The following is a 14,900-nucleotide window of genomic DNA, read 5'->3' as shown; positions in this document are numbered from 1 at the left end:
TCGGGATGACGACATATATCGTCAGGCGTCTCATCGCGATGCCCCTGCTTCTGCTGGGGGTGATAACGGTCGCCTTCCTGCTCACCTACTTCACCGCCGCCGATCCCCTGACATCGATCATCGGCGAACGGCAGATGAACAATCCTGCGGTGGTCGAGGCCGCGCGGGAGCGGTGGGGCCTCGATCGCTCGCTGCCCGAGCGCTACCTCATCTACCTCGGCAACCTCGTGACCGGCGACATGGGCACCTCCTTCCGCACCCGCCAGCCGGTTGCGCAGGACCTGATGGTGCGCCTGCCCGCGACGCTGGAACTGGTGATCGCAGCGATGTTTCTCGGCACGATATTCGGCGTCGTGCTGGGCGTTCTGGCGGCGCGCTTCCGCGACGGGCCGATCGACAATATCGCCAGGCTCTTCGCACTCGTCGGTGCATCGGCGCCGGTCTTCTGGTCCGGTCTGCTCGTCCTTTTCATCTTCTCGGTCCAACTCGGCTGGCTGCCGGGGCCGGGACGTATCGACACGCGAGCCGTCGCTCCGCCTTTCGTCACCGGCTTCTACACCGTCGACGCGCTGCTAGCCGGCGACTGGGCCGGATTCCGCAGCGTGCTCATGCATCTGGTGCTGCCGGCCAGCGTACTCGGCTGGACCGTTACCGGCATCGTCTCGCGGATGGTGCGCGCCTCGATGCTCGACGTTCTCAGCCAGGAGTACATCCTCGCGGCGCGCGCCAAGGGGGCTGGCCCGCTTCGAGTGCTGATCCATCATGCGTTGCGCAACGCCATGCTGCCGACGCTGACGATCCTCGGCTTCTCCTTCGCCTATCTGATCACCGGCGCGATCCTGACCGAAACGATCTTTTCCTGGCCGGGCATCGGTTCCTATGCGGTGGCCGCCGCGCGGGGCCTCGACCATCCCGCGATCGTCGGGGTGACCATCGTCGGCGGGGCCGCCTTCCTCATTTCCAATCTGCTGACCGACATCGCCTATGCGCTGGTGGATCCGCGCGTGAAACTCTCGCAGCAGGAGAGTTCATGAGCGCCGCCGTGACGCGCAACGCAGGGCCGCGGGCGATGCTGCCGCAATGGGCAACGCTGCCCGTCGTCTTCGGCGGGATCATCGTCCTGTTGTGGGTCGTCGTGGGCATAACCATCCCGCTATGGACGCCCTACGATCCGACCATGCTTGCGGGTGGGCGCTTCCAGCCGCCAAACGCCTCGCATTGGCTGGGGACCGACGCGCTGGGACGCGACGTGCTGACGCGCACACTTTACGGCGTCCGCCATTCCTTGCCGATCGCCGCGCTGGTGATTTTCTGTGCCGTGGTCATCGGCGGAACGCTCGGAGCGATCGCCGGCTTCGTCGGAGGCCTTGTCGATAGCATCATCATGCGGCTGGTCGACGTGACGCTTTCGTTCCCGCCGATCCTGCTTGCCATGGCGGTGACGGCCGCACTGGGGCCTGGCCTCGGCAACGCCGCGATCGCCATGGTCATCGTCTGGTGGCCGATTTACGCAAGGCTGATGCGCGCGCAAGTGCTGTCGGTTCGAGAGCGCGAGCATGTCGAGGCCGCGATAGCGGCCGGGGCCACGAGGCCGCGCGTGCTGACAAAACACATCCTGCCGCTTTGCTGGAGCCCGATCATCGTCAACGCCACGATGGATTTTGGCCAAGTGGTGCTGCTGGCCGCCAGTCTGTCGTTCATCGGCCTCGGTGCAGTGCCGCCGACGCCGGAATGGGGGCAGATGATCTCAGACGGCGCGCTGCATTTCTACCGCTGGTGGATTGCAGCCGGGCCGGGCATTGCCATTTTGTCGATCGTGCTGGGCTTCAACTTCCTTGGCGACGGCTTGCGCGATTTTCTCGACCCGAGGTCGAAATGACCGCGCCGCTTCTCGAGATACGCGATCTCAGCGTTGCCTTCGCGGGTCGCCACGGCGAAGCGCTGGAGGCGGTCAGCGGCGTCGACCTTACGGTCAACGCGGGCGAGCTGCACGGCGTCGTCGGCGAATCCGGCTCGGGCAAGAGCGTAACCATGCTGGCCGTAATGGGCCTGCTGTCGCCGGGCGCGCGGCTTTCGGGCTCCATCAGGCTCGACGGGCGCGAGCTTGTCGGACTGAGTGATCGCCAGATGCGCAGGATACGCGGCGCCCGCATCGGCTACATCTTTCAGGATCCGATGACGGCGCTGAACCCGCTGCTCACGGTCGGCGACCAGATCGCCGAGGCGATCCGCATCCACAAGCCGCAGGTAGGGCGGACGCAGGCGCGCGAGCAGGCGGTCGAGCTGCTGCGGCTGGTCGCAATCCCGATACCCGAACGGAGAGCCACCCAATACCCCCACGAATTCTCCGGCGGCATGCGCCAGCGCGCCGTGATTGCGATGGCGATGGCCAACGAACCAGATCTGCTGATCGCCGACGAGCCGACCACTGCGCTGGACGTCACCATCCAGGCGCAGATCATGGAACTACTGGAACGTCTGCGCCGCGACAAGGGCGTGGGCATCGTTCTGGTCACGCATGATCTCGGCGTGGTGGCGGGCGCCGCGCGCAGCCTGTCGATCATGTATTCGGGGCGGGTGGTGGAGCGTGGCTCGGTGGATGACGTGTTTGCAGCGCCGCGCCATCCATACACCGCAGGGCTGCTTGCAAGCCTGCCGCAAGCCGGCACGCGGGTGGACAGGCTCACCGCCATTCCCGGTTCGCCGCCGCCGATCAGCGCGAGGCCAGCCGGATGCTCCTTTCATCCACGGTGCGCCCATGCGGTCGAGCAGTGTCGCACCGAGCGTCCGGCCTTGCGTGAAGTGGGGGCGGTGACGGTCGCCTGCCATCGTGCGGAAGAGCTGGTTTCGACCAGGCTCATGCAGTTGAGCGGCGCCGATGCTTGATCCCGTCGCACACGGCCATGATGGGCCGACGGACGCTGAGCGCGCGCCGCTGCTGTCCGTTCGCAATCTGGTCAAGGAATTTCCCGTTCGAGGCGAGCTGTTCAGCCGTCCGACGGGCGCAGTGCGCGCCGTCTCGGATGTCAGCTTCGACATCATGCCCGGCGAGACGCTGGGTCTTGTCGGCGAGTCCGGTTGTGGAAAGTCAACGCTGGCGCGCTGCGTTTCGCGGCTGCTGAAACCCACTTCAGGCGAAATCCGGTTCGGCGACGTCGATCTGGCCACACTCGATCAGCGGGAGATGCGGCCGCTGCGGGCGCGCATCCAGTTCGTCTTTCAGGACCCGCATGCATCGCTTCATCCACGCATGACCACGCGCGACATCATCGCCGAGCCGCTGCGCCTTGTCGGCATGTCGGCCGCGCAAAAACGCACGCGCGTGGACGAACTGCTCAACCTGGTTAAGCTCGACCCCGGACATGCGGACTGCTATCCGCACGAGTTTTCCGGCGGGCAGCGGCAGCGCATCGGCATTGCGCGCGCGCTCGCGCTGAAACCCGAGCTCATCATCCTCGACGAACCTGTGTCAGCGCTCGACGTTTCGATCCAGGCAGGTGTGCTCAATCTGCTCAAGGATCTTCAGGACCAGTTCGGCCTCTCCTACCTGTTCATCGCCCACGACCTTTCCGTCGTGCATCATCTGTGCGACCGGGTGGCGGTGATGTATCTCGGCAAGGTGATGGAGATCGGCCACCGCGACGCTCTCTACGACGCGCCGAGCCATCCCTATACACGCGCACTTTTATCGGCCGTGCCGTTGGCGGACCCGCAGAAGGAACGCGCCCGCGCGCGCCAGGTGCTGGAGGGGGATGTTCCAAGCCCGGCTTCGCCGCCGTCAGGTTGCCGCTTCCGCACGCGCTGCCCGCGTGCGCAACCACTCTGCGCCGAGCGCGAGCCCGCGCTCACCCCGAAGGCTGGCGGCACCAGTGCCGCGTGCCACTTTCCGCTGACCGGCTGACGCGCTTCAACGCGCGAAGGGGTTTGCCGCCATGTGCTCGATGGGGATGAATATACGCTCCAGCGCCTTCTGCGTCAGCGGCTTGCGCGGCAGGAATTCCGGCAGGAAACGGCGCAGATAATCGATGGCACCGGCAGTCGCTTCCTGGCGATAGTGTTCCGTGACGTGGCCATGCCGGCCATAGGAAAGCGCCCAGATGCCATCCATGCTGGCGCCGGCGACCTCGAGCCTTTCGACGAAATCGGGAATGAAGGGCATGTGGAAATAGGCTTCGAAGAAGCGTTCGCGGCTGCGGGCGATGCGGGCGTTGCCGGACAGATCGGCGTTGCGGACGGCCACGCTTACGCCGGCACCAAGGAACAGCCGCAAGGCTGCCGGCCTGCCGTTCTGGAACGCGGCCGCGCGGGCGTGGATCATGTGCAGCAGCTCCTGCCACGTCTGGGGTTCGGGGTCGGTGAGCGGCGTTATGGAGGTCTGGTAGATCTCCTCGTTGAAACGCAGGGCCAGCGCGACGAAGGCGGCGTTGCGATTCGGGAAGAAGTGATAGACGGAGGCGAGCGGCACCTCGGCGGCGTCGGCGATCTGCGCCAGCGAAATGTCCTCGTCGCTGCTGTCAGCCAGCAGCCGCTCGGTTGCGTCCAGCAGTATGTTGTAGCGCTCGACGCCGCGCCTGCGCATCGGGCGAGACGGCGAGAAGTCCGGGCGGGGCGCTTGGGCGTCTGTCAAACCGGCGGGCTCCGTTTTTCCTAGTGAGCTATGCACGCATCGCGTCGACCGCGCGCAGAAATATGTCGTCGGCGCCGAGTTTACCTGGTTTGAGGAAGAGCGACAGGTGCAGCGGCGTTTCGACGATGCAGAACCCGGTTCCCAGTTCCGATTCCGGCATAGCGCGGACCCGGCGCACCCCAAGCGCCTCGACCACCGATCCGGAGGTCTCTCCGCCTGCAACCACCAGCCGGCGCACGCCCCTATCCACCACACCCCTGGCAATGGCTGCCAGCAAACGCTCGGCCTTGCGCGCGGCCTGCAGCGTGCCATGAGCTTTCTGCGCCCGCTCCACGGCTTCTGTTTCGTCGGCGGTGGTGACGGCGAAGGGAGCATCTCCCATGTGTGTGCCCGCCCAAGTCAGCGCCTCGTCGACAATGGCTTCTTCAGGCCGTTCGTCGAGAAGGTCGAGGGTGAGGACCGGATACCGCGCCGCGAAAGCCCCAAGTTGAGCCATTGCAACCGGGCCGACACTGCCGACCAGCACGGCCGCCGGCCCATCGGCATGAGCGGGTACAGGGGTGGCTCCGGCGGCGGATTTTTCGGCGACGGCCTGCGCGAACGCTATGATGTGGGCATCGCTACCGACCGTGGTCCGCATCGGCGCGGCGAGCCGCGCGCTCATCCGCGCGTCGGAATCATCCGAGCAGTCGACCATGATGTAATCCACGCCGTCGCTGGCGAGTGCCCCGATTGCAGCCTGCGCGGCATCGAAACCGGCGTGCAGCACGGCGTGCGGCAGTAGGCCGACCTTCGCGCTGGTCTGGCGCGAAAGCACGCGCACGAGGTCAGGGTCCGTCATCGGTGTCAGCGGATCGAAGCGCTTGATGGATTCGGAGACGAGCCGGGTGCGGTAGAACAGATAGCCCTGGTGAACGGTCGAGCCGAAGCGCGGGAAGCCCGCGCTGAGCAGCAATGGCGACTGTCCATAGCGTCGGGCAAGCAGGTCGGCAACCGGGCCGATATTGCCGTCGTCCGTGGAATCGAAGCTGGCGCACACCTTGTAGGCGACCTTGTCGCATCCCGCCGCGTCAAGGCGTCCGGCAATATCGTCAACCTCCGCAACGGCTTCCGCCGCGGGGATGAGGCGCGTTCGGGTCGCGACGACAACGACTCCCGCCGGCTCGATGGCGTTCAACTCACTTTTGTCGAAGAGGACCGGGCAGGCGATGCCGGCACCTTCTATGTAGCCGGCAATCATCAGTCCGCCGGTGAAATCATCCGCCACAATGCCGAGCATCGCCGACAGCCTCCAAAATGATAGTCAATTCGAATTTCTACCAGCAAGAAGCGAAACTTTATAGCGGCGATTTGCCCGATCGAGATTGTCGGCGAACGGTAATTCGAATAACTTATGATATATCATCCAGGAGAAGCTCATGCAGCCCGACGAAAAAGCGCGCGCGAAGCCATTGTGCAGGCGGTACGTTTTCTGGAGGACAAGGGCCTCAACCACGGCAGCGCCGGCAATGTCAGCGTGCGGTTCGGCGACGGCGCGCTTATCACGCCGACGGGGGGCGCAGCAACTGGCTGACGGCTGACGAGATCGTGCACATTTCGCTGGATGGTGTGGTGCGCGGGGCAGGCAAGCCTTCCAGTGAATGGCGGTTCCACACGGGGATTCTTCGTACGCGGCCGGAGGCGGAAGCGGTGGTGCATACCCACGCCGATTGCTGCGTGGCGCTGAGCTGCCTGCGCAAGCCCATCCCGCCATTCCACTACATGATCGCGAGCTTCGGCGGCAACGAGATACCTTGCTCGCGCTACCAGCCTTTCGGTTCGCCGGGGCTGGCCGATGTCGCGCTTGAGGCGATCGAGGGGCATCTTGCCTGTCTTCTGGCCAATCACGGCATGATCGCCATGGGCCGTAGCCTGCAGCATGCGCTCGACCTGACCGTGAAGCTGGAAACGCTGGCAAGGCAGTACATCCTTGCCTGCCAGATCGGTGAGCCGGTGCTGCTCGACGAGCAGGAGCTCAGGGATGTGCATTCCCGCTACGGAACCTATGGCGCAGCCGCCATGCCGCGCTGAGACGAAGCCGATGAAGATCACCGGCAAAACCCGGATCATGTTCATCCTGGCCGATGCGGTTGACCACATCGTCGGGTCTGACGTGCTCAATCGTGCCTTTGCGGACCTGAAGCTCGACGTGGCCGTGTCGCCACTGTCGATCAAGCCCGGCGATCTCGTCGGCATGCTGGACATGATCCGCCGGATCGACAACATCGTCGGCTTTGGCGTCACCATCCCCCACAAGATCGCCGTGGTGGAACTCGTTGACGAATTGACTGACGCGGCGCGCGACATCGGTGCCGTCAACTTCGTGCGCTGCGACGCCGACGGAAGATTGGTCGGACACAATATAGACGGCGAAGGCTTTCTCGCAGGGCTGGCCGAACATCAGGTCGAAATCCCTGGCAAGTCGGTGCTGCAGGCTGGAGCCGGTGGCGTAGGTCGAGCGATAGCCTTCGCGCTCGCTGGAGCCGGGGCAGGGCCGATCCACCTCCTCAATCGAAACATGGAGCGTGCCAGGCAAGTTGCCGATGCGATCCGCGAGCGAAACCCGCAAGCCGATATTCACGTCCATGCCGACGAGGACGACCTGCCGGACAAGGCCTTCGACCTCGTGGTCAATGCGACGTCTCTTGGCATGCACGAAGGGGACGCGATGCCCGTGTCGTCTAGCCTCCTCAGGTCATCCAGCACGGTCGCGGAGGTCATCATGACTCCGGCGATCACGCCGATGCTGGCCGCTGCCGGAAGGATCGGCTGCCGCACGGTGCCGGGGCTGGCGATGATGCAGCCGCAGCCACTTCTGGTGGCGCGCTTCCTCGCATTGGCCGACTGAAGCAACTGCCCAAAAAGAGACGGCCGGCATTACGCCGGCCGCCAGTATGGGAGGGATGCGGCCTTACTGTGTCAGCCACGCCGTCCAGCGCTCGCGCAGCATGTCGCGGTTCGCGCCGATCCATTCGAAATCGGGCTTCACGAGAACCTCGTAGTTTGCCGGGTACGTGGCGAACAGTTTCTGTTCGTCTTCCGGCAACTGGGCGAGGCCCGCCGTCGAGGACGTTGCATAGCCGACATTGCGGATGAATTCCGGATGGCCTTCGGAGTTGCCGTAGAAGAAGTCGATGAAGGCCAGTGCGCCCTCAGGATTGGGTGAATCCTTCAGGATCGCGAAATAGCCGGTATCGCGCAGCGCGCCATCCCAAGCCATCGCGAAGGGAGCGCCATCCTTGATCGTCGCCAGCGAACGGCCCGAATAGGACATCGTCATGACGACTTCATTGTCGCGCATGATCTGCTGCACCTGATTGCCGGTTTTCCACCAGACGGCGATGTGCGGGCGGATTTCGTCCAGCTTCGCATAGGCGCGGTCGAGGTCGAGCGGGAAGAGCTCTTCCTTGGCTACGCCGTCGGCCAGCAGCGCCACGGCAGGCACCCACCAGTCGCGATCGCCGGTGTCTGGAAGGCCGCGCGGTCCGGGGAAGCGCTCTACGTCCCAGAAATCCGCCCAGTTCTTGGGCGCTTCGTCGGCGAACACCTCGGCATTGTAGGTCAGAACCATGCCGCCGGTCGTGCGGGCAACGCCCTTGGCCTCGCAGGCGCCTTCCAGCGCGAATTCGACAACTTTCGGCATGTCCGCGCAGGGGATGTCGAGCAGGATGTCGGCCTTGTCGACAAGATCGGGCCCGGTGGCGGTGACGATGTCGAATTCGATGTTGCCGCTGCGCACCATGCCTTCCGCACGCGCCCACTGGTCCGGTACTTCGATGTCGAACGGGATGACCTCGGTGCCGGTCGCTTCCTGGAAGGGAAGGTACATATGCTCTTCCAGCATGTTGCGCATAAGCCCGCCCGTGGTGGCGATGACGACCTCGTCGGCCATCGTCGGTGCTGCTGCCCCGAGCAGCAGCGTCGCACCAAGCATTGCCTTGATATGGTTCCTCATTTTCATTTCAGCCTCCTTTGCTGAGTTCCCCTGTATGCTTCAGGATTCATCCGCCAGCGCCGCGACGGTCGGCCATGCGCTTGAGCATGCCGGCGCCGATCAGCACGGCGATGGAGAGAAGTGTCAGAAGGACCGCGATCGCGGGGATCACCGGTGTCAGGTTCTGTTCGATGTCGTCGAACATCATGCGCGGCAGTGTCTTGTCGCGGATGCCGGCGAGAAAGAACGCGATCACCGGCTCGTCGAACGAGATGATGAAGGCGAAGAGGCCGCCCGAGACCACGTTGGGCAGGATCATCGGCAAGGTGATGAGACGAAACGCGGTGAAGCGCGAGGCGCCGCAGCTCATGGCGGCATCCTCAAGCGCAGGGTCGATGCTCGACAGGGCGGCCGCCACCGTGAATACGGTGAACGGCATGGCGATCAGCGAGTGCGCCATGACGTAGCCAAGCGTGGTGCCGGATAGCCCGGTATTCTGGAAGAACAGGTAGAGTGCGACGGCGAGCGCTATGTGGGGCACGACGATCGGGCCGATCAGCAGGGTCTGGAAGAGCGTGCCCATGCGGCCGGCGCCACGGACCAGCGCATAGGTCGCCATCGTGCCGATCACCGCCGTGGCGATCGCGGTCAAGGTCGCGATCCTGATGCTGAACCAGGTCGCCTCCATCCAGCGGCGATCGCCGAAATAGTCCTCGAACCAGCGCAGCGTGAAGCCTTCCGGCGGAAAGGCGAGATAGTTGGATTCGCTGACCGACATCGGCAGGATGATGATGATGGGCAGCAGTATGAAGATCAGGACCGCATAGACATACGCGTTCAGGAGTAGGGAGCGGGCGTTCATACGCGGCCTCCCAGCATCCGTTCGAAGCGGAAGACCTTGCTGAAGGCGAGGGTGATGACGGTGACGATCAGCGTCAGCACGCCGACGAGGGCTGCGGCGAACGGCCAGTCGAGATTTTCCCGCATCTGCTGCGAGATCAGCGTGGCAATCATCATCTCCTGCGGAGAGCCGAGCAGCGCCGGCGTGATGAAGTAGCCAAGCGCGGTTAGGAAGACGAGTATGAAGCCGCCGATGATGCCCGGCATCGCTAGCGGCAGCGTCACCTCCCAGAAGGTGCGTAGCGGCCCCGCGCCACAGATCGCCGCCGCGCGTGAATAATCGGCAGGGATGTTCCTGAGCGCGCCATAGATCGGCAGCACCATGAACGGCATGAGCACATGGGTCATGGCGACGACCACCGCGCCCTGCGTGTAGAGCAGCCGAACGGGTTCGTCGGTGATGCCGATGAACTGGAGCGTCTGATTGATGATGCCGTTACGCTGCAGCAGGATCGCCCATGCGGCAGTCCGCACCAGCACCGAAGACCAGAACGGCAGCAGGATGCAGGCTGTCAGGAAGATCGCCTTCGGGCCGCGCGAGTTTGCCATGAGCACGGCAACGGGAAGCGACAGGGCAAGAGACAGCAGGCTCACGAGCAGCGCGATCTGCAACGTGCGGAAGAGCACGCGGGCATAGACGGGATTTTCGGCTACGCGCTGGTAATGCTCGAGCGTCGGCTGCGGCTCAAGGACCGAGATCGAAAGCAGGTTCGCCAGCGGGTAGAGAAATGCGAAGATGACCAGCGCGAAGAACGGCGCCATCAGCATCAGCACCGTGGCGCGCGACATGTTGCGGCCGTCCGCCTCGAGGAAGCCGGGCGGCGCCATCAGGCACCTTCCTGCGGATACAGCAGCATTGCCTCGGGCGGGCAGGTCAGGCCGATCGCATCGCCGGGGCTGACCGGTTCCTGACCGGCGCTCGGTATGCGAAGGCGCACTTCCGTGCCATCCCCAAGGCTCGTTATCAGCAGCGTGCCGGCACCTGCGTAGACAACATCGCGGACCGTTGCCGCCCAGGTGCCTGCGGTGCCGGCGCGTGCGTAGGACAGGCGTTCCGGCCTCACCGCGAGAACCGCGGGGCCTGGGGTAACCGGCGTGATGGCTGCCTGATCGGGCAAAACGATTTCCTCGCCCTGCACGAGCCGTGCGCGCTGGCCGTCCCATTCCACAGGCAACATGTTCATTTCGCCGATGAAGCCGGCGGCAAACAGGTTGGAGGGCCGCTCGTAGAGTTCACGCGCGGGCGAAACCTGTTGCAGCTTGCCGGCCTTGAGGATGGCGATCCTGTCAGCCATGGTCAGCGCCTCGCCCTGATCGTGGGTGACGAACACGACGGTCAGACCCAGTTCGGAATGCAGCCGCTTGATCTCGAGCTGCATTTCTTCACGCAGGTTCTTGTCCAGCGCGGAAAGAGGCTCGTCCATCAACAGCACCCGCGGGCGATAGACGATCGCTCGGGCGAGCGCGACACGTTGCTGCTGGCCGCCCGAAAGCTGCTTAGGCATGCGGTCGCCATAGCCCGCAAGGCGCACGGTCTCGAGCGCTGCCTCGGCCTGGCGCCGCCGCTCCGACCGGGAAATGCCCCGCATCTTCAGCGGAAAGGCGACATTGTCGGCAACGCTGAGATGCGGAAAGAGCGTGTAGTGCTGGAATACCATGCCGATATTCCGCTTGTTGGGCGGAAGGGTGGTGCAATCGACGCCGTCGATGATGATCTTCCCGAGTGTCGGCCTTTCGAAGCCGGCGATGCTCATCAGGACGGTCGATTTGCCGGAGCCGCTGGGCCCGAGCAGGGCAACGAACTCCCCGCTTCAATCGTCAGGGAGACGTCATCCACCGCGCGCACGTTGCCGAACCGCTTCTCGAGGGCGCGAATATCGATGGAGGCGCCATTCGTCTGCGGCAAGGCTTCCTGGGCCATCGGCAAGCTCCGTATCGTCGTGCGTGTCAATGGGAGCGGTTGGACGCTCCATATGCAGACGGTACACGATATATCAGAAAGCTCAAGTAATTTGATTATCTTCCTATTATCGCCAGGCAAGGTGGCAGATAGGTGTTATTAATCGGCGGAATCTAAAAATAAGCGATGCTCATCCGAACGTCAGGCGAAATCAGACAAAATTGGCCAAGTGCAAGCCTTTCCGGGTTTCGTGGTAAAGGCCGCTTCGCGTGAAGCTGTGGGAGTGTGCAACGCGAAGTTTATCGAATTACGTATCATTATGAGTGCTGGCTGCCGCTTGACATGCGGGATTTTGCGGTGCCTGATATATCCGATAAACTGACCCGCTGCGTTCATGGCAGGTCGGTTGAAGCCAGTCGCGAGCCGATTTTCCAAGGAGGGTGCGGCCTTGCTTGCCGAGGAGGTCTATAGCCGGCTTCGTCTCTCGCTCATGCGAGCGGAACTCCTGCCGCATCAGCGCCTGAAGGTTCGCGATCTGGCCCGCAGCATGGGCACGTCGGAAACCCCGGTGCGCGAGGCGCTTGTGCAACTGGCGCGCGACGGCGCCGTCGAGATCAAGCCGCGCTTCTACATCCGCGTCCAGCGGCTTTCGCTTGCAGATTATGTCGACATTCGCGACATACGGCTCGAGCTGGAGCCGATGGCGGCGGAGCGGGCGATGTCACACATGCGCCCTGTCGACCTCGCGCGGCTCGAGGGACTGCACGACATGCTTGTCGAAGCCGAGGCGCGCCGTGACTGGCGTACCGCGCTCGAAGCAAACCGTGCATTCCATTTCACGATGTTCGAACATGCGCGCATGCCGACGCTCGTGCAGATGCTCGAGCGTCTGTGGATGCGTGTCGGGCCGATGCTCTCCGAACTCTATCCCGATGCGCGACCGTTCTACCCTGATGTTCATCAGCATGTCGCGATCCTGCATGCGCTTAAGAAGCGCGAGGCCTACGCGCTGCGCATGGCCGTCCGGCTCGATCTCATCGAGGGTGGGCGCAACCTGCTGCGCCGGCTCTCCGAGATGGAGGGCGGGCCCTTCTCTCAGGAAGCCGCCTCACGACCAAGTCCACCCACCCTTGCGCTGAACTAGGAGCCATCGAGCAATCATGAGCAGACAGCCGTTCAAATTTCCCGAAATCGGACCGCATGCCGTGCGGCCATGGGCTGTACGCAAGGGCTACGCGGACGAGCATTTCCTGTCCGACTACCGTTTCCAGTTTCCGCGCGAGGATCCCGACCTGGCGGAGGTGTTCGTCTACACTGACCGGGTGTCTTACGATCCGGGCGAGACGGTCGAGTTTCACGGTTCCACCACCGCCGACGAATGGTCGATCCAGATCTATCGCGACGGCTTCCGCCCCGAGATGGTGCACGAGGCCTTCGGACTGCCCGGCAGCTTTACCAAGACCTCCGAGACCGCCTATATGGACGGCTGCGACTGGCCGGTGCTTCACCGCTGGGAAATACCCCGCGACCAGCGTTCCGGCTTCTACCGCGTGGTCTCCACCTGCATGCGCAAGGACGGCGAGCGCTTCGTCCAGCATCATTTCGTCGTGGTGCGGCCGACGGCACAAACCCGCAAGGGGAAAATCCTGTTCATGCTCGCGACAGGCACCTGGACGGCCTACAACGACTGGGGCGGGGCCAACCATTATTTCGGCACGTGGGGGCCGAAGAGGAACGAGGGGTCGCCGATCCTCTCGCTCCGGAGGCCGTGGACCCGAGGCATGATATGGCTGCCCAAGGGAGCGGCCCGCATCACCGTCGCGCCGCTTCCCGACATGAACGACGCGCCGCGTTTTCCATCCAAGGAATGGGGCTATTCCGGCGGCTGGGGGCAATATTACGCGGCTGCGGGGTGGGCGCAGTTCGACCGGCATTTTGCCGTTTGGGCCGAGCGCGAAGGCTACGATTTCGACATCATCACCCAGACCGACCTGCATTACCGTCCCGAGATTCTCGACGACTATTCCTGTCTCGTGACTGTCGGCCATGACGAATACTGGTCTTGGGATATGCGCAAGGCGGTGGAGCATTTCGTCGAGCGCGGCGGCGGATTTTCGCGCTTCGGCGGCAATTTCCTGTGGCAGATCAGGCTTGAGGACGACGGCCGCCAGCAGCATTGCTGGAAGTTCAAGGCGCCTGCCATGGACCCGGTGCGTGACGATCCTGAGCGCAAGCATCTGCTGACAGCCTCGTGGGAAAGCGGCGGCGTCAACTGGCCGGGCGCGTCCACGGTGGGCGTGAACGGGTGCCATGGCATGTATGGTAGCTGGGGCGGTTTCGCGCCGCGCGGGTCGCGCGGGTTCACCGTCTACCGACCGGAGCACTGGGCGTTTTCCGGTACCGACCTGCGCTATGCCGATGTCTTCGGCGCCGAGGCTGGCATATTCGGCTACGAGGTTGACGGGCTCGACTATACCTTCAAGCAGGGTCTTCCCTATCCGGTCGAAGCGCCCGGTGTACCGGATGAGATCGATATCCTCGCCATGAGCCCCGCCGTCCTCTTCGAGTACGAGCATGAGGGCGAGGGCGTGCGTTATTATGTCCGTGACGGCGACCTGAACGGACTTGCCGAACTCGCAGCCGACGAGACGCCAGTCGCGCGGCGCAAGTTCCAGTACGGATCGGGCATGGTCGTGGGCATGAAACGCGGCAAGGGCGAAGTGCTGACGGCGGGTAGCTGCGAATGGATCATGGGGCTGACCCGCAGCGACGCCTTCACCGAGCAGATCACCCGCAACGCGCTTGACCGCTTCACCGCCGATTGAGCACCTGTCGCCGGCGCGGTCAGACGAACCGCGTGGCGATCATCCTGGCGAAGCTGCGCACGAGCGCGCTACGTGCGTGGTGGTCCGGTTCGAACTGGCTCTGCGTGTTCAGGCCGCGCAGGAAGACGCGGCACATCGTCCAGAGCTCGCGCTGCTCGTCCTCGGCCAGCCCGTGGAGCAGATAGTTGGCGGCCAGTGACTCGTTGATCGCCCGGTTCCAGCGGACGAAGGTCTCGGAGATACGGCCTTTGAGCGCGACGTCCGTGCGGGTTGCGACGAGGATTTCAAGCAGGGCGCGGCCTTCGCGCGTGTCGACGAGCCTTTCCCACATCCAGACGATGTCCGCCTCGACGGCCGAAATCCGCTGCTCTGCGCTGTCGAACTGTCGCGGGCCTTTGCGTGGCGGCACTAGCGTCGGCTGCAACAGCCGCTCGGCGGTGACGACCATCAACTCTTCCTTGCTTGGGAAGTGATGAGTCAACGCGCCCCGCGAAATTCCGGCGCGCTCCTGAATGCGGTTGATGCTGGTTTCCGCGTAGCCATGCTCGTCGAGGCAGTCGATGACGGCGCGCACGATACGATCGCGGGCAACGATCGCCTGCTGTTCCTTGCGCGAGGCGATGGGTGGTTCCGGTCTGTCGGAGGCGGCGTCAGGCGTGGTCATCGGCAAATCTA

The 14,900-nt window shown here is 64.0% G+C and carries 13 protein-coding genes and 2 pseudogenes; 8 read left to right on the top strand and 7 right to left on the bottom strand.

Annotated features, from left to right (window positions below):
* Nucleotides 1–5 precede the first annotated feature (5 nt).
* From HK436_RS27375 to HK436_RS27360, 4 genes are read left to right on the top strand one after another with little or no spacing between them, the layout of a single operon-like run.
* Nucleotides 6–1,034: an ABC transporter permease gene (locus HK436_RS27375; protein ID WP_173194797.1), complete on the top strand. Its 1,029-nt coding sequence runs from the start codon at nucleotides 6–8 to the stop codon at nucleotides 1,032–1,034.
* The gene (locus tag HK436_RS27370; protein ID WP_173194796.1) at nucleotides 1,031–1,879 is read left to right on the top strand and encodes an ABC transporter permease; all 849 of its coding nucleotides are present in this window, start codon (nucleotides 1,031–1,033) and stop codon (nucleotides 1,877–1,879) included. Before HK436_RS27375 ends, HK436_RS27370 begins: the two co-directional genes overlap by 4 nt.
* A complete protein-coding gene (locus HK436_RS27365) occupies nucleotides 1,876–2,886 on the top strand; it encodes an ABC transporter ATP-binding protein (protein WP_173194795.1) in 1,011 nt (336 codons plus the stop codon). Before HK436_RS27370 ends, HK436_RS27365 begins: the two co-directional genes overlap by 4 nt.
* A complete protein-coding gene (locus tag HK436_RS27360) occupies nucleotides 2,879–3,901 on the top strand; it encodes an ABC transporter ATP-binding protein (protein ID WP_173194794.1) in 1,023 nt (340 codons plus the stop codon). Before HK436_RS27365 ends, HK436_RS27360 begins: the two co-directional genes overlap by 8 nt.
* Before the next feature lie 6 nt (nucleotides 3,902–3,907).
* Here the strand turns inward: HK436_RS27360 and HK436_RS27355 are convergent, their stop codons facing one another.
* Both HK436_RS27355 and HK436_RS27350 read right to left on the bottom strand, forming a co-directional pair.
* The gene (locus HK436_RS27355; RefSeq protein ID WP_173194793.1) at nucleotides 3,908–4,627 is read right to left on the bottom strand and encodes a TetR/AcrR family transcriptional regulator; all 720 of its coding nucleotides are present in this window, start codon (nucleotides 4,625–4,627) and stop codon (nucleotides 3,908–3,910) included.
* A 28-nt stretch (nucleotides 4,628–4,655) separates the two neighbouring features.
* On the bottom strand, nucleotides 4,656–5,906 hold the full coding sequence (locus tag HK436_RS27350; RefSeq protein WP_244649470.1) for a four-carbon acid sugar kinase family protein: 1,251 nt from the start codon (nucleotides 5,904–5,906) through the stop codon (nucleotides 4,656–4,658).
* Between the two features lie 114 nt (nucleotides 5,907–6,020).
* Between HK436_RS27350 and HK436_RS27345 the strand changes: the two are divergent.
* Nucleotides 6,021–6,697 (top strand): annotated as a pseudogene (locus tag HK436_RS27345) (class II aldolase/adducin family protein).
* 10 nt (nucleotides 6,698–6,707) lie between these two features.
* The gene (locus HK436_RS27340; RefSeq protein WP_173194792.1) at nucleotides 6,708–7,514 is read left to right on the top strand and encodes a shikimate dehydrogenase family protein; all 807 of its coding nucleotides are present in this window, start codon (nucleotides 6,708–6,710) and stop codon (nucleotides 7,512–7,514) included.
* Nucleotides 7,515–7,577: 63 nt separating this feature from the next.
* On the opposite strand, the gene HK436_RS27335 is transcribed toward HK436_RS27340, so the two are convergent.
* The 4 genes and pseudogenes from HK436_RS27335 to HK436_RS27320 form a co-directional block, all read right to left on the bottom strand.
* Complete coding sequence (locus HK436_RS27335) at nucleotides 7,578–8,621, bottom strand: extracellular solute-binding protein (RefSeq protein WP_173194848.1); 1,044 nt, start codon at nucleotides 8,619–8,621, stop codon at nucleotides 7,578–7,580.
* A 46-nt stretch (nucleotides 8,622–8,667) separates the two neighbouring features.
* Nucleotides 8,668–9,462 carry an ABC transporter permease gene (locus HK436_RS27330; protein ID WP_173194791.1) on the bottom strand — a complete coding sequence of 265 codons (795 nt, stop codon included), beginning with the start codon at nucleotides 9,460–9,462 and terminating at the stop codon, nucleotides 8,668–8,670.
* Entirely contained in the window at nucleotides 9,459–10,289 is an 831-nt protein-coding gene (locus tag HK436_RS27325) for an ABC transporter permease (RefSeq protein WP_376769225.1), read from the bottom strand. Before HK436_RS27325 ends, HK436_RS27330 begins: the two co-directional genes overlap by 4 nt.
* A gap of 38 nt (nucleotides 10,290–10,327) precedes the next feature.
* A pseudogene (locus HK436_RS27320) lies at nucleotides 10,328–11,421 on the bottom strand (ABC transporter ATP-binding protein).
* Nucleotides 11,422–11,848: 427 nt separating this feature from the next.
* Here HK436_RS27320 and HK436_RS27315 point away from each other — a divergent pair.
* Both HK436_RS27315 and HK436_RS27310 read left to right on the top strand, forming a co-directional pair.
* Entirely contained in the window at nucleotides 11,849–12,544 is a 696-nt protein-coding gene (locus tag HK436_RS27315; RefSeq protein WP_244649469.1) for a GntR family transcriptional regulator, read from the top strand.
* A 16-nt stretch (nucleotides 12,545–12,560) separates the two neighbouring features.
* Nucleotides 12,561–14,225 (top strand): N,N-dimethylformamidase beta subunit family domain-containing protein, encoded by a 1,665-nt coding sequence (locus HK436_RS27310; protein WP_173194788.1) that lies wholly within the window; start codon nucleotides 12,561–12,563, stop codon nucleotides 14,223–14,225.
* Nucleotides 14,226–14,244: 19 nt separating this feature from the next.
* Here HK436_RS27310 and HK436_RS27305 read toward each other — a convergent pair whose 3' ends face one another.
* Entirely contained in the window at nucleotides 14,245–14,889 is a 645-nt protein-coding gene (locus HK436_RS27305) for a TetR/AcrR family transcriptional regulator (RefSeq protein ID WP_173194787.1), read from the bottom strand.
* Nucleotides 14,890–14,900: the final 11 nt, after the last annotated feature.

The sequence above is a fragment of the Neoaquamicrobium sediminum genome, assembly GCF_013240295.1.
GTDB classification, from domain to species: Bacteria; Pseudomonadota; Alphaproteobacteria; order Rhizobiales; family Rhizobiaceae; genus Aerobium; species Aerobium sediminum.
The sequence above is the reverse complement of the archived record's forward strand: the minus strand, read 5'-3'. Positions and strand labels throughout refer to the sequence as shown.